This is a genomic window from Micromonospora sp. NPDC049497, assembly GCF_044465805.1.
GTDB lineage: Bacteria > Actinomycetota > Actinomycetes > Mycobacteriales > Micromonosporaceae > Micromonospora.
The window spans coordinates 1-18,320 of the sequence record NZ_JBITMC010000022.1 but is presented as its reverse complement, the minus strand read 5'-3'; the positions used below and the strand labels follow the sequence as shown (position 1 = coordinate 18,320).

The 18,320-nt window shown below is 72.4% G+C and carries 15 protein-coding genes; 5 read left to right on the top strand and 10 right to left on the bottom strand.

Going from position 1 to position 18,320, the window contains the following annotated elements; translation table 11 throughout:
* Positions 1–4 precede the first annotated feature (4 nt).
* Positions 5–436: a VOC family protein gene (locus ACIBR0_RS24590; RefSeq protein WP_396719428.1), complete on the top strand. Its 432-nt coding sequence runs from the start codon at positions 5–7 to the stop codon at positions 434–436.
* 49 nt (positions 437–485) lie between these two features.
* Here ACIBR0_RS24590 and ACIBR0_RS24585 read toward each other — a convergent pair whose 3' ends face one another.
* The 3 genes from ACIBR0_RS24585 to ACIBR0_RS24575 all read right to left on the bottom strand — a co-directional run bounded on the left by ACIBR0_RS24585 (position 486) and on the right by ACIBR0_RS24575 (position 4,891).
* A complete protein-coding gene (locus ACIBR0_RS24585) occupies positions 486–2,825 on the bottom strand; it encodes an acylase (protein ID WP_396719426.1) in 2,340 nt (779 codons plus the stop codon).
* 107 nt (positions 2,826–2,932) lie between these two features.
* Positions 2,933–3,436: a hypothetical protein gene (locus ACIBR0_RS24580; RefSeq protein ID WP_396719424.1), complete on the bottom strand. Its 504-nt coding sequence runs from the start codon at positions 3,434–3,436 to the stop codon at positions 2,933–2,935.
* 99 nt (positions 3,437–3,535) lie between these two features.
* Positions 3,536–4,891, bottom strand: a complete 1,356-nt coding sequence (locus tag ACIBR0_RS24575) for a hypothetical protein (RefSeq protein WP_396719422.1) — start codon at positions 4,889–4,891, stop codon at positions 3,536–3,538.
* 184 nt (positions 4,892–5,075) lie between these two features.
* Here ACIBR0_RS24575 and ACIBR0_RS24570 point away from each other — a divergent pair, with 184 nt between their 5' ends.
* Both ACIBR0_RS24570 and ACIBR0_RS24565 read left to right on the top strand, forming a co-directional pair.
* On the top strand, positions 5,076–5,792 hold the full coding sequence (locus ACIBR0_RS24570; RefSeq protein ID WP_396719421.1) for a DivIVA domain-containing protein: 717 nt from the start codon (positions 5,076–5,078) through the stop codon (positions 5,790–5,792).
* A gap of 265 nt (positions 5,793–6,057) precedes the next feature.
* Positions 6,058–6,678 carry a hypothetical protein gene (locus ACIBR0_RS24565; protein WP_396719419.1) on the top strand — a complete coding sequence of 207 codons (621 nt, stop codon included), beginning with the start codon at positions 6,058–6,060 and terminating at the stop codon, positions 6,676–6,678.
* Between the two features lie 211 nt (positions 6,679–6,889).
* Here the strand turns inward: ACIBR0_RS24565 and ACIBR0_RS24560 are convergent, their stop codons facing one another.
* The 6 genes from ACIBR0_RS24560 to ACIBR0_RS24535 form a co-directional block, all read right to left on the bottom strand.
* The gene (locus ACIBR0_RS24560) at positions 6,890–9,037 is read right to left on the bottom strand and encodes an MMPL family transporter (protein ID WP_396719417.1); all 2,148 of its coding nucleotides are present in this window, start codon (positions 9,035–9,037) and stop codon (positions 6,890–6,892) included.
* A gap of 380 nt (positions 9,038–9,417) precedes the next feature.
* Positions 9,418–9,801, bottom strand: coding sequence for a YciI family protein (locus tag ACIBR0_RS24555; protein WP_357038202.1), 384 nt, complete (start codon positions 9,799–9,801; stop codon positions 9,418–9,420).
* A 25-nt stretch (positions 9,802–9,826) separates the two neighbouring features.
* Complete coding sequence (locus ACIBR0_RS24550; protein ID WP_396719415.1) at positions 9,827–10,504, bottom strand: DUF998 domain-containing protein; 678 nt, start codon at positions 10,502–10,504, stop codon at positions 9,827–9,829.
* Positions 10,505–10,614: 110 nt separating this feature from the next.
* A complete protein-coding gene (locus ACIBR0_RS24545; RefSeq protein ID WP_396719413.1) occupies positions 10,615–11,889 on the bottom strand; it encodes an RNA polymerase sigma factor in 1,275 nt (424 codons plus the stop codon).
* Between the two features lie 60 nt (positions 11,890–11,949).
* Complete coding sequence (locus ACIBR0_RS24540) at positions 11,950–12,396, bottom strand: deaminase (RefSeq protein ID WP_396719411.1); 447 nt, start codon at positions 12,394–12,396, stop codon at positions 11,950–11,952.
* An 88-nt stretch (positions 12,397–12,484) separates the two neighbouring features.
* On the bottom strand, positions 12,485–13,609 hold the full coding sequence (locus tag ACIBR0_RS24535) for a hypothetical protein (RefSeq protein ID WP_396719409.1): 1,125 nt from the start codon (positions 13,607–13,609) through the stop codon (positions 12,485–12,487).
* A gap of 255 nt (positions 13,610–13,864) precedes the next feature.
* Between ACIBR0_RS24535 and ACIBR0_RS24530 the strand changes: the two genes are divergently transcribed.
* A complete protein-coding gene (locus ACIBR0_RS24530; RefSeq protein WP_396719407.1) occupies positions 13,865–15,412 on the top strand; it encodes a gluconokinase in 1,548 nt (515 codons plus the stop codon).
* A gap of 17 nt (positions 15,413–15,429) precedes the next feature.
* Here ACIBR0_RS24530 and ACIBR0_RS24525 read toward each other — a convergent pair whose 3' ends face one another.
* A complete protein-coding gene (locus tag ACIBR0_RS24525; RefSeq protein ID WP_396719405.1) occupies positions 15,430–15,714 on the bottom strand; it encodes a putative quinol monooxygenase in 285 nt (94 codons plus the stop codon).
* Positions 15,715–15,909: 195 nt separating this feature from the next.
* Here ACIBR0_RS24525 and ACIBR0_RS24520 point away from each other — a divergent pair, with 195 nt between their 5' ends.
* Complete coding sequence (locus ACIBR0_RS24520; RefSeq protein WP_396719403.1) at positions 15,910–18,183, top strand: WD40/YVTN/BNR-like repeat-containing protein; 2,274 nt, start codon at positions 15,910–15,912, stop codon at positions 18,181–18,183.
* Positions 18,184–18,320 lie beyond the last annotated feature (137 nt).

Genomic DNA, 18,320 nt, shown 5'->3' with positions numbered 1-18,320 from the left:
CCTGATGGAGCAGCGGATCAGCCTGGTCACCCTCGGGGTGGCCGACGTGTCCCGGGCGCGGGCCTTCTACGAGCGGCTCGGCTGGCGCGGCCAGGAGGTCGAGGAGACCGTCTTCTTCCAGGCCGGCGGTCTGGCACTGGTGCTGTGGGGGCGCGACAAGCTGGCCGAGGACGCGGGCGTGGCGGATGGCGGCGGTGGTTTCGGCGGCGTCGCCCTGGCCCAGAACGTCCGCTCCCAGGCCGAGGTCGACGAGGTGCTCGCGGTCGCGGCGGACGCCGGTGCGGAGGTGACCCGGCCCGCGCGGGCGACCTTCTACGGCGGCTACGCGGGCTGCTTCACCGACCCCGACGGCCACGTCTGGGAGATCGCCTGGAACCCGGGCTTCCCCCTCGCCGACGACGGCACACTCACCCTCCCCGACTTCGGCACGCCCTGACGGGACGAGCCGGAGGGCCCGGTGGGCTGACCACCGGGCCCCCTGTCGGTCAGCGGCGCTCCCCCACCCGGTACGTGACCAGGTTCGGGTCGGCCCGCAGCTGCTTCTGGGTGAACTTGACGGTGTCCCAGCTCTTGGCCGAGTACAGCCGGGTCTGGTCGGCGTACCAGGGTGAGTTCGGGTTGGCCGACTGCGAGTACGTGAGGATCTGCCGGCCCGACGGCCCGTCGCGGCCCAGCTCGACGGCCATCAGGAACGACGTGCCGTGCCGGATCTTCGGGTAGCCGACGCCGGGTTGGAACACGCCGATGATCATGTTGAAAACACCGGCCTCGGCGCGCCCGCCGTGGATCGGGATGCGCGCGGTGCCGCGCGGCTCCGTCTGGACGTCGCCGAGGCGGGCGTCGAGCGGGATCCCGGCCAGCTTGCGGACGGCGTCGGCGAGGGCGGTGCGGACCCTCGGGTCCTCCACGGCGAGCCGGCTCGGCGTGGTGAGCGGGGCCGCCGGGTCGTACGCGTCGGCGAAGCGCAGCCCGCCGGCCAGGGCGAATTCGGTGAACAGGTGCGCCCCCCGGCTGTCCAGGTCCACCTTCAGATCCCACCCGCGCAGGGCGGGGCAGGCGGCGGCCAGGTCCACGGTGGTGCCGTCGGAGGCCGTGGCCGCCGGCTGGGCTTCGCAGACGCGGACCAGGTCATCGCGGACCAGCTCGCCGCCGTACGCCCGGTTGCCGAGCGTCACGTCCCACAGTTTGCCGGTGGTGAACCGCGTGCCGCGCAGCCCGTCGGTGCCGGCGAGGCGTTGCTGCACCTGCAGCACGCCGAGCCGGGTGCGCAGGCTCCGTTGGGTCCGCTCGTCGCCGATGATGCGCGGGTAGCCCTCCAGCGGACGGGCCGGGTTGGCCAGCCAGTAGCTGTCGTTGGAGTTCGTCACGTAGTCCGTGCGGACCAGCGCGGGCAGGTTCGCCGGCCCGAGGATGCCGGGAACGGCGGCGTCCGGGTCCCGACCCAGCTCGCACGAGGAGCGGGAGCCGTCGAGGACGGCCTGGCCGCTGCTGGCGTACAGGGGCTGGAAGGGGGCCGGGATGCACGCGGCCGCGAGCGGGCCGGTGACCCGGGGCACGACCGAGTGGTCGGCGTAGAGGGCCCTGCCGTCGCGGTCGGCGGCGACGACGTTGACCCAGGGCAGGAACTGCCGCCGGTCCAGCACCGCCCGCAGCTCACCCACCGACGTGGCGCGCCCCATGGCGAGCCAGCCGTCGAGCGCGCGGTTGTTGGCGGCGTTGGCGTCGGTGATCGCGTACGCGGCCTGCGCCGTCCAGTCGAACGTGCCCGGCACCACGACGACCGGACCGAAGTGGGTGTCGAAGAGGGTACGGCTGACCGGCCCGGCCGAGGTCTGCACGGTGACCGTGCGGGAGGTCATCTTCCGGGGCTGGCCGTCGTAGAGGTAGCTCGTCGGGTCCCCGGGCACCAGCGCCAGCCGGTGCCAGACGAAGCGGCGGGCGGTCGAGACGGTGTGCGACCAGGCAACCCGGCCGTTGTGGCCGATCTCGACGATCGGGTCGCCGACCAGGGCCGCGCCCTCCACGTCGTACCGGCCGGGCACGGTGAGGTGCATCCGGTAGAAGCGCTCGCCGCCGTCCCACGGGAAGTGCGGGTTCGCGAGGAGCATGCCGGCGCCGCTGGCGGTGGCGTCGCGCCCCAGACCGTACGCGTTGCTGCCCACCCCGGCCGGCGCGCCGTCAGCGGCGGCGACCACGGCCTCGGCCTGCGGGGCGCTCGCCGGCGCGCTGGTCCCACCGGCGGTGGGCGGGGCGGCGGCGACGATGCCGTCGGCGAGCGCGCCGGAGCTGGCGCGGACCATCCGGGCCCAGTTCGCCCGCCACATGTCCAGCTCGGTGATCGGGCGTACCCACTCCTTCCCGGCGCAGGCCGGGTCGGTGATCTCATTGCCGGCGCGGCGCAGGTACGCGTTGTAGCCGGCGGCGAAGCCGCGGACCTGGTCGCGTACCTCGTCGGAGGGGGCGCGGACGCCGTCGCGGCGGCCGACGAGCCAGCGCTCGGCGGACCGGTCGTCGATGGCCTTCTGATGGAAGAGGTCGCTGCTGACGTTGCGGGCGTCCGCGCCGAACCAGCGCGACCGCTGGGCGTTGACGGTGACCATCTGCTCGGCGATCAGGCAGATGTTGTCCTCGGCCTGCGCGTAGCCGACGCCGTAGCCGAGGCTCGCGAAGTCGCGGGCGGTGATGTGCGGGACGCCGTACGAGGCGCGCTGGATCAGGGCGGAGTAGCCGTGGCCGTGGGCGACGGCGGTGCCGGTGGTGACGGTGAGGCCGGCGGCGACGAGCGCGACGGTGGTGGCTGCGGCGGCGAGTGGGCGGGGTTTCATCGGGCGGCTCTGTGGTGGTGGCTCATGGCAGGTCCTCCCCGGGTTGACTGTCCAGGTCGGACCGACGCTAGCGGTGAAAGTTGCTCACGTCATCCATCGGCCGGTTGTCAGCGGAGACGGTCGCTGGTCGACGGCCTGGCCGTCAGCCGAGGTTCCACATCCTCCGGCAGCTCAGCGCCACAGAGCGCGCAGATGTAGTCGTCGTCGCGGACGACGTTACGCTCGCCGCAGTCAAGGCAGCGCCGGAAGATGACAAGCACGGTGAAGCCTTCCGGGCGGTCGATACCTGCGCGGTCGAGGGCGCCCGCCACCGCCACCCATGACCTGGGATCGGGGCAGTAGCCGGTGGACTGGTTGGTCACCTCGGTCACGACCCAGCCGTCCCGGTCGCCGGCGAAGGCGATCTCTCCGGCGCCGAGGACCTCTCCACCGCCGGCGCAGGCGACGTGCTCGCTGCGTCTCTGCGCGAGCCGCAACGTACCGCCGGTGTCGATGACGTAGGTGAACGGTTCGTCACGGTCGCGTGGATCTGCGGCCGCCAGGTAGGTGTCGAGATCGGCCGGTGACCGGATGGGCCAGCCCTCGGAAGCATCGGCGACCGACGCCCGCACGTCCGCCGGGCCGACGTACCGGTATCGACGGCCTGCCCCTTCCATGGCACCGACCCTACGCCGGTGCGACCTCCGCCGGGGACAGCCGCACCGAGGCGCTCATCGCTGCAGCGTCGCTGTCGCGTAGCCGTCCGGGTAGAACTCGTAGTAGTCGCGGTACCGGACCGTGAAGGTGGTGGTGCCGCGGGGCAGCGAGTACGTGAGCGTGTACCTGCCGCTGGCGTCCATCTTGCCGCGCCAGAACTCCCGCTCGGCCCCGCCGTTGGTCGACGCGGTGATCCACCAGTAGTTGTCGTCGCCGATCGGCGAGCTCCAGGTCACGGTGAGCTGCGCGGTCTGCTTGTCCTTGCCGGCCCCGACCTGGGCGGTGACGGCCAGGTCGGTGACCGGCGGCCTCGGCGGGTGCGCCGGCCCGAAGGAGTGCAGTAGCTGAGTCTCCTGGTACGGGTCGGTCGAGGTGACTGCCCAGGCCCGGGTGCCGTCCCGGTTGACGAGCAGCGTGCCCTCCCAGAGGCTGTCGCCGCTGCGGAAGTCGACGGCGTACGTCGGGACAGTGCTGCCCTTGCCGTAGAGGTAGACGTCGGCGTCACCGGTGGAGGTCGAGGCGCGGCCGATGGCGACGGTGGAGCCGTCCCCGGACCAGGCGGCGTCCTGCGGGTAGACGCCGCTCGGATAGACGGTGGCGGCGGCGAGATCCGGCAGCCGGTACGAGTGGTGCTCGTACGGGTGGCCGACCGTCTCCACCACCTCGGTGCCGTCCGGGCTCACGGCGTAGTCGATGAGGTTGCTGCCGGTGTTGTCCCGCCGCGCGACGATCGTCGGGCTATCGCCGGAGACGTCGACGACGTACGTGGTGACGGGCGAATACCCGGTGTCGCCGGCGACGAGGAGACCGGGCGCGCCGGGGCTGGCGTCGATGATCGGGTGGTAGTTGGGGCCCCCGGTGTAGACCACCGGCGGGATTCCGGGCGCGGACCAGATCAGCAGACCGCCGGAGCCGATACCCGCGTCGATGAAGCCGCCGACGACCTTCGCACCGGTGGGTTCGACCGTGTACACGTGGGCGCCGACGGGTGCGGGGTAGCTGGCGACGACGGCGAGCGTGGCAGCGTCCAACGCGATGATCCGGTTGAAGCCCTGGGCCGCGTACAGGATGCGCCCGTCGTCGCTGAGGACGAGGTCGGAGATGTCAGCAACGGCGGTGAGGCGAGACAACAGCCGGCCGTCGAGGTCGGTCACCACCAGCGGCAGCCCGCCACCGACCCCCTGGGCGATGTACAGGCGGCCGCGCGCCTCGTCGAGCTCGATCGCCCGCAGGTCTTCCACCGGCAGCTGCACGCCGACGCTCTTCAGCGGGGCTGTCGCGGCGGCGGCCGGCGCTGCCCTCAACAGCTCGCCGGCGCTGAGCCCGATCGCCGCCGTCATCCCAGACACCAGCAGTTGACGACGCCGCATGACACCTCCCCGTGTCGGCCGGCCGCAGAACCGACGGCCAGGCGAGATCCTAGTACCGGGACCGCTGCTGGCGCTGCACCTCACCGGGCACCGGACTCCTTGCCACAGCGTGCGATTCTCTCCTCGGCACCCCAAAGAGGATCGAGGTACGCGCGTGGAGCTGCACAGAAGCCGGCGTTTCCTGGTGATCGGCATCCTGATCGCGGTAGTCAGCGTGCTCGTGGTGCTGTGCGGCGGCGGTTCCGTCGGAGCGTGGATCGTCGGCGGCCTCGGGCTGGTGATGGCTGGTGCGTTCGTCGTTAGTGAGTTCAAGCCATTCCGGTTCCACATCGGAGGGGACGGGCTGACCCTGCGGGCCGCCGGGCTCAACCGGCTGGTGTCCTGGGCCGAGATCGACGCGATCGTCCTCGACGAGCCGGTGCCGACCGTCGACAACAGGACGGTGTCCCCGACGTTGTTGCTGGTACCGGCCGGTTCGACCATCGACCGTCCACTCGACGGGAAGAGCCCTCTCGATGGCCGGCCGGGTCTGGTCCTCCTCGAGCTCGTCCACATCCGGGAATCGGTGGATGAGGTGGCAGAAGCCCTGACCCGCTTCGCCGGAGGTCGTTTCACGAACATGCGGCAGCTCCGCGGGGGGCGGTTCTCGTCGCCGGACTTCGCCGTCGGGTTGCGCGGATACGAGCCGGCCCGGGTGGATGACCTGATCCGGCAGGCCCAGGACGCGCTGGTTTCGGGCAACGCGTTGCAGCGCCAGGGGACTCGGGCCGAACTCGACGCCGCCCGCGAGGCACTGCCCATCGCCATGCGCGGATACTCCACGGGACAGGTCGACGACTTCCTGGAAGAGCTCTCCGCCGAGCTGGCTCGGTGGCCTCACGAGGACACCGAGCCCGAATAGGCCGACGTGCCGCGAGACCGGCGCGGCGGCCCTGTCGAGCTGATGTCGCGAACGACTCACGGGCGCGCGGCCACAGAGTGCGGGATGTCACTCTTTCGGGGTTAGTGCGACGCTTGTGCGGGTATAGGTCCGCTTAAGCCTATAGGTGTTAGCAATGCAGGTATGTCCGTTCCGGCTCCTGCCCGGCTAACGTCCTACAGACCAAGGTGGTTCCATTGCGGCTGCATTCGCTTGCTCGTTTCGCCGGAGGGCGCTCCTGGCGTCCATGATCGGCCTGTCGGTCGCCACACCGGCACTGGCCCAAACACAAGAGACCTTCGCCGGGGGTCGCGCGGCTGGTGCGATCGAGGCACCCGAGCCGCGACTGGTCCAGGGCAACGTCACGACCTGCGAGGGTGCCGGCCTGGCCGGCGAGATCATCCTCGGTAGCCCGAACTCGCCGGCCAACGACAGCGACGAGGCCGGCACCGGGACCGTCACCGGCCTGGAACTGGACGTCACGATCAACGACAACTTCGTCGCCACCGGCATCGTGGTCAAGGGCGGCCCGAACGCCAATGTGTACGACGGTCCATTCGTCGGACCGATCGAAGTGGAGGACATGACGGCGCCGATCAACCCCGAGAACAACCAGCCGTTCGGCATCAGCTTCTGGTTCGTGTGCGGCTTCGAGACGCAGCCCACGGGAACACCGACCGCGACGCCCACGGTGACGCCCACCGTGACGCCGACCGTGACGCCCACGAAGTCGAAGCTGCCGATCACCGGTGACTCGCTCAGCGGTCCGTCGTTCGTCATCCCGGTCGCGCTCGGCGGTGGCCTGCTCCTGCTCGGGAGCATGCTGGTCGTCCTCCACCGGCGCCGGGACGGCGAGGCTCGTGGCTGAGCTGATCCGCGGTGAGCGGCTGACCTGATCGTGAAGATCGCTGCTGGGGCCGGAGACAACTCCGGCCCCAGCAGCCATCTCGGTGACCCGCCGGATGTCGATCTCGACCTCGCCGGATGGTGCCGCGACGCCGCCGGTCTGCCGCGCGGTCGGCCGCTAGGCGCTGGCATCCCGGTCCGGCGGCCGTCATCCCCGATGACTACGCCGGCCGTTACCCGTGCGTCACATTCGCCGGCTCCGACGAGGTGCGCGGCGCCGGCCGCTCGTCCCCATGCCCCGGCCACCACGCCCTGTGCCCGATCAGCGCGGTCAGCGCCGGCACGAAGAACATCGACATGACGAACGCCGACAGCACGATGCCGATCGCCACCGCAAAACCCATCTGCTGTAGGAACGAGATCGGCGCGAGCATCAGCACCGCGAACGTGCCGGCCAGGATCAGCCCCGCCGCGGCGACGGTGGGACCGGCGTGCTCCACGCCGATGGCGGCGGCGCGGCGCGGATCGTTACCCTCCCGGGCCTCCTCCCGCAGTCGGGCGATCATGAGGATGTTGTAGTCCGTCCCGATCGCCACCACGAAGAGGTAGAGGATGATCGGCAGCTGGAAGGTGACGCCGGGCTGGCCCTGCAGCCCCTGGAAGACGTAGACCGTGGCGCCCAGCGTGGCGGCGAAGTTGAGCAGCACCGCGATCACCAGGTAGATCGGCGCGACGAGGCTGCGCAGCAGCAACGCGAGGATGAGCGCGATCAGGCCGGCCGCCACCGGCAGGATCACCGACAGGTCCCGGTTGTTGGCCGAGTTGATGTCCGCGAAGATCGCCGTGGTCCCGCCGACCAGCGCCCGGGTGCCGGGCGGAGCGGCCGCGTGCAGGACGTCCCGCAGGTCGTCACGGACGAGCGTGATCGCCTCGTTGGAGACCGGGTTCTCGTTGAGCAGCAGGTTGATCCGGGCCACGCTCGGGTCGCTGCCGCGCTCCGGCGGCTGTGCCTGACCCACACCCGGGGCTCTCGCTGCGGCCGCCGCGAAGTCGGTGACCTGCTGGTCGGTGAGCGGCGTCCCGTCGCCGGTCGTCAGGTAGACCTCGGTGGGGGCCAGTGCGCCGGCGGCGAACCCGCGCTGCAGGTCCGTCGCGGCCCTCGCCGACTCGGTGTCCTGCGGGAATCCGGCGCTGAAGTCGTAGTCGGCCTTGTAGCCGAGCACGCCCGCGGCGAGCGCGACCAGCAGGACGCCGGATGCCGCCGCGACGAGCGCCGGCCGGCGCCCGATGACGGTCCCGAGCCGGTGCGACACGGTCGCCTTGGGTGCGCGCTGCCACGCCTTGGACGGCCAGAAGACGTACCGGCCCAGCAACGAGACGACCGCCGGGATGAGTGTGAGCGAGGTGACCAGCATGACGCCGACGGCGATCGCGAGCGCCGGGCCGAGTGAGCCGAAGAAGCCCAGAGAGGCGAGGAGCAGCACGAGGAACGCGACGATGACCGCTCCCGCGGCCGACGTGATGACCTCGCCGACCCGCTGGACGGAGACGACCATCGCCGTGCGCTTGTCGTCGCCGGCACGCAGCCGCTCGCGGTAGCGGAAGAGCAGGAACAGGATGTAGTCGGTGCCGATGCCGAACAGCACGATCAGCAGGATCGTCTGCAGATCCTGGCTGACGCTGAGGCCGAAGGCCTTACCCGCGGCGGCGACCAGCCCTGTCGTGACGCTCATGACGACGCTGATGACCACGATGGGAAGGAGCGCCGCGATGGGGCTGCGGAAGATGAGCAGAATCAGTCCGATGATCAGGATGATCGTCGCGATGCCAACCACGGAGAAGGCGTCATTGAAGGTGTCCTCGTTGTCGACGAAGCTCGCCACGTCGCCGGCCACGCCAGCGGTCAGCCCGCTGCCCGCGAGCTCCGGGCCGATGGCCGCCCGCATGTCGCGTACGGCGTCGAGCAGCGCCGGATCGTCCGGGGTCGGAGCGTCGAGCCCGACGTTCACCACCTGCACCGACCTGTCCGGCGCGACCGCCTGCGGACCGGTGACATAGCCGGACGTCCGCGGGATGTTCTCGGCCTGTAGCGACTGGGCGAGCTGACCCACCTTCGCCTGGTCGGCCGGCGTGAGCGGCTGCCCGTCGGCGCGTTTGACCACGATGATCGCCGTCGCGGTGGCCGCCTGCGGGAACGCTTTCTGCCCCAGCTCGGTGGCCTGCACCGACTCGTAGGAGCCGGGCAGGAAGCTCTCCTGGTCGGCGGAGGTGATGTCGCCCAGCGACGGTGTGGTGGCGATGATGGCGGCCGCCGCGACCACCCATCCGGCGATCACCCACCAGGCCCGGTTGACGACGAATCTGCCCAGCCGCTCGAACATGGTTCCCCCGTGTGCGATTCAACCGACGGTGTGTGACCTGAGCGCCCCGGCGCCCCCACCCGTCACTCTGCGGGCGGCCCCGGCCACCCTCGGGCAGCCTACCCGTGTGAGGCAATCCATTTCGGACGTCGCGGCCGTTCAGCGCCCGCACGAAGCCGGGCAGGTGCAGGCCGGCACGAGATCTGGGCCGTCGTGCCGGGGTATTGGCGCGGCGGCCCTGTCGAACTGATGTCGCGAACGACTCACGGGCGCGCGGCACCCTGTCGTGAGACGAAACAACTTCGCCCGCGACCCGTGATGTCACCAGTGACTCAGCTCGACAGGGCCGTCCGCAACCAGCCGGCACCCATGGCCAGGCCCACCGCACGGCCGGCCGAAGATCAGGTGAGCGCCTCGAGATCCGCCATCTCGGTCACCCGCCGGATGTCGATCTCGACCTCGCCGATGCTCCGGGCGAAGAGGTCGGCGTAGCGCTTGGCCCACTCCACGGCCTCGGCCTTGTCCCGCACCTCGACCATCAGGAACCCGGCGATCAGCTCCTTCGTCTCGGCGAACGGCCCGTCGGTCAGGGTGGACCTCCCGTTGGTGACGGTGATGCGGGCGGCGTCGTCCTTGCTGGTGGGCCGCAGGCCGTCGCCGGCCAGCAGCACCCCGGCGTCGACCATCTCCTGGACGAACGCGCCCATCGTGGCGACGAAGGCGGCGTCCGGCGAGTACGCGCCGGGGATGTCCTGGTCCAGCTTGTGCATGATCATGAAGCGCATCGGTCAGGTCCTTTCCGTAACAGGGTCAGCGGGAGGGGAGCAGGTCGACGCAGACGGCGGTGAGCCAGGCGAAGACGACGGTCGAGCCCAGCGCCATCCGGACGCTGATGCTGTCCTGGTCCGGCCAGGCCAGCAGCAGGGCGAAGGTGAGGGCGCAGGCCAGCGAGAACACGGCCCAGGCCCGCCGCCCGGACCGGGCGTCGTGCCGGGCGAACACCAGACAGGCGAGCGTGACCGACCCGAAGGCGAGCATCGCGCCGACGCCGTGGCCGATCCCGTGCCAGCTCATCGTCGCCGCCGGTCCCTCGGGCGCCCCGGCCGGCCAGCCCATGCTCGGATCGGCCACCAGCACGCCGGCGACGATCAGGCCCGTGCCGTAGGCGGCGACCAGCGCCGCTCCCCACCTGCGGGCGGGTCCGCCGGGCAGCGTGCGTCGCATGCCGACCGCGCCGGCCAGGGCGAGCAGCCCGGCGCCGACGAAGGCGGCGATCTGGATCCAGCCGAGGTCGCCGAGCGCGAGCAGGCTGAGCGGCTGGCGGCCCAGGTCGAAGCCGTCGCGGAGCAGGACCTGCGCGCTGGCCACCAGGGTGAACACCGGTCCGGCGGCCGCTCCGGCGGCCAGCAGGGCCCGGTTGGTCGTACGGTCGGAGGCAACGCCCGCCACCGCGGACCGGGCGGGGATCGCGTTCGCCGTCGTCGTCATGGGGATCTCCTCGTCTGTCCGGCCGGTCGCCGGTCGCGGTGCCGGCAGGTCCGGCTCTCACTGACGCGTCGAACGACCGGACGCGGATCCGACACCGCCGCCGAGGTTTTTCAGCGGGTCGGCGCGACCCCCCGCGCGCAGTCGGCGGCCCGGTCGCGCAGCAGGGCGATCTCCCGCTCGTTGCCGGTCATCGTGGCCGCCCGCTCGAACTCGGCGCGCGCCTCGTCGTAGCGCCCCAGCTTCGCCAGCAGGTCGCCGATCACGCTGGGCAGCAGGTGATACCCGGCCAGGGCCGGCTCGTCCACCAGCGCCCGCGCCACCGACAAACCGGCGGCCGGGCCGTCGGCGAAGGACACCGCGACGGCCCGGTTCAGCTCCACGACCGGCGACGGGGCGACGCGGGCCAGTTCCGCGTAGCCGGCGGCGATCCGCGCCCAGTCCGTCTCGGCCGGCGTACGCGCCCGCGCGTGGCACGCCGCGATCTCCGCCTGGAGGACGTACGGGCCGGGTTGGTCGGTGCGGGCGCGGGCCCGGTCCAGCGCGGTCAGGCCCCGCCGGATGAGCAGGCGGTCCCAGCGGCTGCGGTCCTGCTCCAGCAGGAGGACCGGCTCGCCGTGGGCGTCGGTGCGGGCGGCGGTCCGGGACGCCTGGATCTCCAGCAGCGCGGCCAGGCCGTGCACCTCGGGCTCGTCCGGCATGAGGCCCTGGAGGATGCGGGCCAGTCGCAGCGCGTCCGCGCAGAGTTGCGGGCGCATCCAGTCGTCGCCCCGGGTGGCCGAGTACCCCTCGTTGAAGATCAGGTAGACGACCTCCAGCACGCTGCCGAGCCGCTCGGCGCGCTCGGTCGGGCCGGGCACCTCGAACGGCACCTTCGCGTCGGCGAGGGTCTTCTTCGCCCGGGTGATCCGCTGCCCGATCGTGGTCTCCGGCACCAGGAAGGCGCGGGCGATCTCCTCGACCTTCAACCCGCCGATCACCCGCAGGGTCAGGGCGGCCCGCGCCGGTGGGGTCAGCACCGGGTGGCAGGCGGTGAAGACCAGCCGCAGCAGGTCGTCGGTGATCGGCTCGTCCAGCGCGGCGTCGAAGTCCGGGGTGAACGCGTCGTCGCCCAGCTCGTGGCCGAGCTCGGTGACCTTGCGGTCGAGCAGTGCGCGGCGGCGCAACCCGTCGATCGCCTTCCGCTTCCCGACCGCCGTGAGCCACGCCCCCGGGTTGGTCGGCACGCCGTCGCGCGGCCAGCTCTCCAACGCGCTGACCAGGGCGTCCTGCGCCAGCTCCTCGGCCCACCCGACGTCCCGCACCATGCCCGCCAGCGCGGCGACCACCCGCCCGGACTCGATCCGCCAGACCGCCTCGACCGTGCGGTGCACCTCCGCGACCCCCATGACCGCCCATCACAGCAGGCCAGGCCCGGTCAGGCAACGTCCGGGCCGCGCGGGTCCGGCTCACCCGGTGAGGTGGTGGTTGGCCTCCCGGACTCCCGGGCCCAGGGCGGGGATCTCGACGACCTCGATCCCGGCGTCGCGCAACAGCTCGGCACCCTCGCAGTGGGCGAGCAGCGGCGGTTCCCGGAGGGCGAAGACGACCCGACCGATCCCGGCGGAGATGACGAGTTCGGTGCAGGTGCGGGGTCGGGAGCGCCGGCTGCTGCACGGTTCCAGCGACGAGTAGAGGGTCGCGGCGCCGAGGTCGAGCGACCGGCCGGCGAGCCGGGCCAGGGCCACCTCCTCCGCGTGGACGCGCGGGTCGGTCTCCCGGGAGTGGCCACGGGCCAGTTCCGTGCCGTCGGCCGCGACCACGATCGCCCCGACCGCGTACGCGGTGACGGTCGGCGGGCAGCGTCTGGCCAGCTCCACGGCCTCGCGGAGCCAGCGATGGTCGTCGCCGCGCATACGCCTCCTCGGACCGCCGACGCCGGTCAGCATCACATCCTTCGAGGACGGCCGGCTGCCCCGTGCCCGGCGACCGGCCGGAGGAGCGTCAACTCCGGAACGTGTGGCGGACGCCGCCGTGTTCGCCGCACGCACGGGGACTGCCCCCGGCCAGGCTGACCGAGCCGTCGCCGCACTCCACCAGGTACCCCCGGCCGGACCAGAACTCCGGCACGCAGTCGAAGTGGTCGCACACCTCGGCGGCGGGCCTGCGGATCCGCGTGCCGTCGCAGAAGCCGTACCCCAGCGGGTTCTCCGGCGCGCCGCAGAACCGGTCCCGGGCCGGCGACGGAGACGGCGCGGCGCGCTTCGGTCGGGGAGCCGCGACGGCCGGCGCGGCCGGGAGCGACGGGGTCACCGACGGACCCGGCGCGGGTGTCGCGGCGATCGCCACCTCCGACGTCGGGTCGGACGGGTCGGACTCCAGGAGCACGGCGGGTACCAGCAGGGCGATGCCGGCGGCGACCGCCACCGTGCGCCGGCCGCCGGGCACGAAGCCGCTCAACCGGGCCTGCGCCGGGGTGGCGATCGTCGGCCGGAACGGCTTGAGCTGCGCGTGCTCGGCGATCGCCTCGTCGAGTTGGGCGATCACCGCGTGCCGCTGCTCGATCGCGTCGGCGAACGCCAGCGTCAGCTTGAACCGGAAGTCGGCCGCCACGTCGGCGGGGAGCAGCACCCCGGAGGCCCGCCGCCGGTCGAGTACCTGGATCAGGGTGACCGGCGCCGCCGGGTCGTGGGACAGGCCGGTCATCTTCCCGTACGCCCAGTCGCGCCGGCCGCGACCGCCGAGCAGCACCAGCCGCCGGCTGGTGATGACCGCCATTCCGGCGTCGGCGACCCGGATCCCGTCCGGACGGCGGGACCGGATCGGCGTGGCCTGCGGGGCGACCGTCAGGTCCGGTGCCGGGAGCACCGCCGTGTGCCGTACCTCGACCAGCTGCGCGGCCGGCAGCGCCCAGAACACCACCTCGTCGGGGCCCAGCTCCAGCGGAAGCCCGGCGCCCGCGGCGGCCGAGCCCGTGAAGGTCCCGGCGAGCGTACGCAGGCGCCGCAGTTCCTCGTCCCGCCTTCGCCATGCCTCGTCGGCGCTGCGGAAGACCCGCTGCCGCCGATCGTTCTGCCGGTGTGCCCACCGGTACCGCCAGGTCGAACCCGTCGAATCAGTCCTTGCCATGCCGACTCCTCCGCCGCGCAGGCCACCAACCGGGGTGTCATTCGGATTAACTCCGGTGGACGTCAACGGGGACGGGCTGCTATGTGCAAATTGCCCGATCGGTGGAGCAACCCGGACGATAGGGCGGTTTCGCTGCGTCGATTCACCCCGTTCGGGCGTGTCGCGCGCCGGCTGTCCCGTTCGCCGTACGGCCCGGCGGAGGCGTCGGTAGCGTCAGGCGCAGCGTCCCGGCAGGTACGGCGAGGGGGTGAGTCGGTGGGCGACACCACCCCCGGCATCGTGATCGGCGTCGATCTCGGGACCACCAGCACCAAGGCCGTCGCGTTCGACGTCAACGGCGACCAGCTGGCACACCACTCGGTCGGCTACCCGCTGGACGAACCGCAACCCGGGTACGCCGAACAGGACCCGCACGCCATCTACGCCGCCGCCATCGAGTCAATCCGCACGGTGGTGGCGGAGGTGGGCCGGCCGATCGCCGGCCTGGCGTTCAGCAGCGTGATGCACAGCCTGATCGGGCTGGACCCGAACGGCAACCCCCTCACCCCGTCGGTCACCTGGGCCGACTCCCGGGCCGCCCGGCAGGCCGAACGACTGCGGGCGGTCCCCTCCGGGCTGGCCCTGCACCGCCGCACCGGCACCCCCGTCCACCCGATGGCACCGCTGCCCAAGCTGCTCTGGTACGCCGAGCAGGAGCCGACGACGTTCGGCAGGGTCGCGTACTGGGTGGGCATCAAGGACTGGGTCCTGCTGCGGTTCTGCGACGCCCTGATGACGGACCACTCGATCGCCTCGGCCACCGGGTTGATGGACATCCACCAGCTCACCTGGGACGAGGAGGCCCTGGGGATCGCCGGCATCACCGAGGAGCAGCTGCCCGAGCTGGTCCCCACCACCAGGGTGCTGCGGGGCGTGACCGCCGAGGCCGCCGCCGCGACCGGGCTGCCGCCGGACACGAGGGTCGTGGTCGGCGCCGGTGACGGCCCGCTCGCCAACCTCGGGCTCGGCGCGGTCGCCCCGGGCGTGATGGCCTGCTCGATCGGCACCAGCGGCGCGATGCGGGTGATGGTGGAGCACCCCGGTGTCGACCCGCTCGGCGGTGTCTTCTGCTACGCCCTGACCGAGAACCGGTGGGTGGTCGGCGGTGCGATCAACAACGGCGGCCTCGTGCTCGGCTGGGCCGGCGACGCGCTCGCTCCCGAGCTGGGCGAGCACGCCGAGGCGGAACTGCTCGCGGAGGCCGCGAAGGCCCCGGTCGGTTCCGGCGGGCTGATCATGCTGCCGTACCTGCTCAGCGAGCGCGCCCCGCACTGGAGTGCGCTGCCGCGCGGGGCGTACGTGGGGTTGACCCACGGGCACCGCCGCACCCACCTCGTGCGGGCCGCCCTGGAGGGGGTCTGCCAGCAGTTGGCGCTGGTCATGGCCTCGGTACGGGCGGCCGGCAACGAGGTGCGGGAGATCCGGGCCAGCGGCGGGTTCGCCCGCAGCCCGCTGTGGCGGCAGATGCTCGCCGACGTGCTGGGCATGCCGGTGCGCTTCCCCGCCGGGCACGAGGGGTCCAGTTACGGTGCGGCCCTGCTCGGCATGCAGGCGCTCGGGCTGGTCGCCTCCATCGACGTGGCCGCCGACCTGGTGGAGATCACCGAGACCGCACGCCCCGAGCCGGCCGCCGCCGCCACGTACGCGTCCCTGCTGCCGGTGTACGCCGAGCTGTACGACGCGCTGGTGCCGGCGTTCACCTCGCTGCGCCGCCTCGCCCCCGGCCTGCCGCCGGAGCCCCCGCCGACCCCGCCACCGTCCTGAGGACGGCGATGACCGCGTCAGGGGGCCTGGACGCCGGAGATCAGGTAGCGGTGCACCTCGGCGCCCCGGATCGCCACCACCTGCTCCCCGCTCGGCCCGGAGCCCCGGAAGTCGAGCAGCTGCTCCTCGGAGTCCCACCGCTCGTAGACGTTGATCCGGCCCGGCTCCACCAGGTCGACGCTGAGGGCGAAGTCGAGGCAGCCCGGCGTGGACCGGGCCGCCCGGACGACCTCGACGCACCCGGCGAGGTAGTCGTCCCGACCCTCCGGGTCGACGTGCAGACTTCCGGCGACGATGAGCACAGTGGACCTCCAGTGTGACGGCTGTCCGTCATCCTCTCCCGACGGTGCGACATTCGGGAGGCTTGTTTTCGCCGGTCACCGGCTTCCACGCCGGTCGATTGTTGCGTACGCTGACCCGAAATCGAGCGGCGGCGATGCCGCCGGGGCCGGGGGTGACCTGTGCGGTCGAAGCTGTCGAGACGGACACGGTTCCGGTTGGTCGGTGCGGTCACGGCGGTCGCCGCCCTGACCGCCGCGACCACGCTGGTGCATCTGGCGGGCAACCCGCCGGTGCCGGTCGCGGTGGAGGAGAAGGAGAACCCGGCGGAGCCCTCCGAGTGGATGTGGGCGCAGCGGGCCAACGCCGACGGGTCGATCCCGGCGACCGCGTACGAGGAGGCCCTCGCGCAGACCCGGGCGCTGGAGGGTGCGACCCGTCGGGGCGCGCCCCAGCTGACCGATGTGCGGTGGCAGCAGCTCGGCCCGACCAACGTCGGCGGCCGGCTCATCGACGTGGTGATCGACCCGGACACGCCCGGCACGCTCTACGTGGCGGCCGGCACCGGTGGCGTGTGGAAGAGCACCGACGGCGGCGCGACGATGACCAGCACCTGGTCCGACGACCTGCCGCAGTCGATGGGTGCGCTGGCGATCACCCCCGACGGCACCCTGTACGCGGGCACCGGCGAACCGGACCACGGCGGCGGTGGCTCCTACTACGGCACCGGCGTCTACCGCTCGACCGACGGCGGGGCGACCTGGGAGAGCATCGGCCTGACCGAGACCGGGGCGATCGGCCGGATCCGGATCGACCCGACCGACCCGCGCCGGATCGTCGTCGCCGCCCAGGGCCGGCTGTTTGACACCGGCGGCGACCGGGGCGTCTACCTGTCGACCGACGGCGGCGAGACCTGGAAGCAGGTGCTCGACGGGCTGAACGACTCCACCGGCGCGATCGACGTGGCGATCAACCCCGCCGACCCGGACGTCCTCCTGGCGGCCATGTGGGACAAGCTGCGCTACCCCGACGGCCGCGAGTACGGCGGTCCCGGCTCCGGCCTCCACCGCTCCACCGACGGCGGCGCGACGTGGACACGGATTGGCGCGCCGCTGGCGGCTCCGGACACCGAGCCCGGCCGCATCGGCGTGGCGTTCGCGGCGAGCGACCCCAGCCGGGCGTACGCGATCACCAACGACAGGATCGGCAACCTGACCGGCTTCTTCGTCTCCGACGACGCGGGCGCCACCTGGACCCGCCCGCTGACCGGGGAGCCCGCGCTGGACGCCGCCGACGGTGGGTTCGCCTGGTGGTTCGGCCGGCTCTGGGTCGACCCGGCCGACGCCGACCACGTCTTCTCCGCCGGCGTACCGATGATGGAGTCGCACGACGGTGGCCGCACGTGGGTGACCGGCCGCGGCATCCACGCCGACCAGCACGCCATGGCCTGGGACCCGCACAACCCCGGCCGGGTGTACATCGGCAACGACGGCGGCCTCTACTGGAACGACCAGGGCGGCAACGTCATCGGCACCTGGGCGGCGGCGTCCGTGCAGCCGTACATGCAGTTCTACGCGATGGACGTCAGCACGACCGACCGCTCCCGCGTCTCCGGTGGCACGCAGGACAACGGGTCGCTGCGGTCCTGGGGCGGCAGCGACTGGAACCTGTACCGGGGCGGCGACGGGATGATGAACCGCATCAACCCGGTCGACCAGTTGAACGTGTTCGCCTGCTCGCAGAACGGCGGGTGTGCCCGCTCCGACAACGGCGGCGACTCGATGACGTCGATCCGGGCGCGGTTCGCGGGCACCCGGTTCAACTGGGTGTCACCGCTGGAGATCGCTCCGGGCGCTCCGGACACCGTCTACTTCGGGTCCAACGTGCTCAACCGCTCCGACGACCGGGGCCGGACCTGGCGGGCGGTCAGCCCGGACCTCACCGGCGGACCCACGCCGCGCAACGCCACGTCGTACGCGACGATCACGACCATCGGCATCGCCCCGACCGACGAGGACACCGTGTACGTGGGCACCGACGACGGCCACCTGTCGGTGACCCGGGACGGCGGCGCGACCTGGACGAAGGCCACCGACCCGGACCTGCCGGACCGGTGGATCACCCGCGTCACGGTGGACCCGCAGAACCCCGACATGGCCTGGGCGACGTACTCCGGGTTCCGTTGGGAGAGCGAGACGCAGCCGCACGTGCTGATGACCAATGACGGCGGGGCGACCTGGACGGACATCTCCGGCAACCTGCCGCAGTCCCCGGTCAACGACGTGATCCGCCACCCGAAGAAGCAGGGCTGGCTCTACATCGGCACGGACATGGGCGTCTTCTTCAGCCCCAACCTGGGCCGCACCTGGCTGAAGGTGGGGGCGAGCTTCCCGGCCGTACCGGTCATGGACGTGCACTTCCACGCGGCGACGAGCACGCTGTTCGCGGCGACGTTCGGGCGGGGCATCCTGCACGCCACGATCGTCGACTGACCCGCACGCGTCGTGGGGCCCGGGGGGGGGGCGCCGGGGGGCCCCCCCCCCGGGGCGCCGGGGGTAGGGGTGGGGGGGGATGGCCACGGGCTGGGCGCGGGCCAGCCCCGGCGGCGCGTATAGTTGGTTGCGGGGGA

What these genes read in the sequence shown, in the direction of transcription:
- ACIBR0_RS24535 (WP_396719409.1), bottom strand. Translation starts at nt 13,609, where the DNA reads ATGGCAAGGACTGATTCGACGGGTTCGACCTGGCGGTACCGGTGGGCA.
- ACIBR0_RS24590 (WP_396719428.1), top strand. Translation starts at nt 5, where the DNA reads ATGGAGCAGCGGATCAGCCTGGTCACCCTCGGGGTGGCCGACGTGTCC.
- ACIBR0_RS24545 (WP_396719413.1), bottom strand. Translation starts at nt 11,889, where the DNA reads ATGGGGGTCGCGGAGGTGCACCGCACGGTCGAGGCGGTCTGGCGGATC.
- ACIBR0_RS24560 (WP_396719417.1), bottom strand. Translation starts at nt 9,037, where the DNA reads ATGTTCGAGCGGCTGGGCAGATTCGTCGTCAACCGGGCCTGGTGGGTG.
- ACIBR0_RS24565 (WP_396719419.1), top strand. Translation starts at nt 6,058, where the DNA reads ATGATCGGCCTGTCGGTCGCCACACCGGCACTGGCCCAAACACAAGAG.
- ACIBR0_RS24550 (WP_396719415.1), bottom strand. Translation starts at nt 10,504, where the DNA reads ATGACGACGACGGCGAACGCGATCCCCGCCCGGTCCGCGGTGGCGGGC.
- ACIBR0_RS24585 (WP_396719426.1), bottom strand. Translation starts at nt 2,825, where the DNA reads ATGAAACCCCGCCCACTCGCCGCCGCAGCCACCACCGTCGCGCTCGTC.
- ACIBR0_RS24575 (WP_396719422.1), bottom strand. Translation starts at nt 4,891, where the DNA reads ATGCGGCGTCGTCAACTGCTGGTGTCTGGGATGACGGCGGCGATCGGG.
- ACIBR0_RS24540 (WP_396719411.1), bottom strand. Translation starts at nt 12,396, where the DNA reads ATGCGCGGCGACGACCATCGCTGGCTCCGCGAGGCCGTGGAGCTGGCC.
- ACIBR0_RS24555 (WP_357038202.1), bottom strand. Translation starts at nt 9,801, where the DNA reads ATGCGCTTCATGATCATGCACAAGCTGGACCAGGACATCCCCGGCGCG.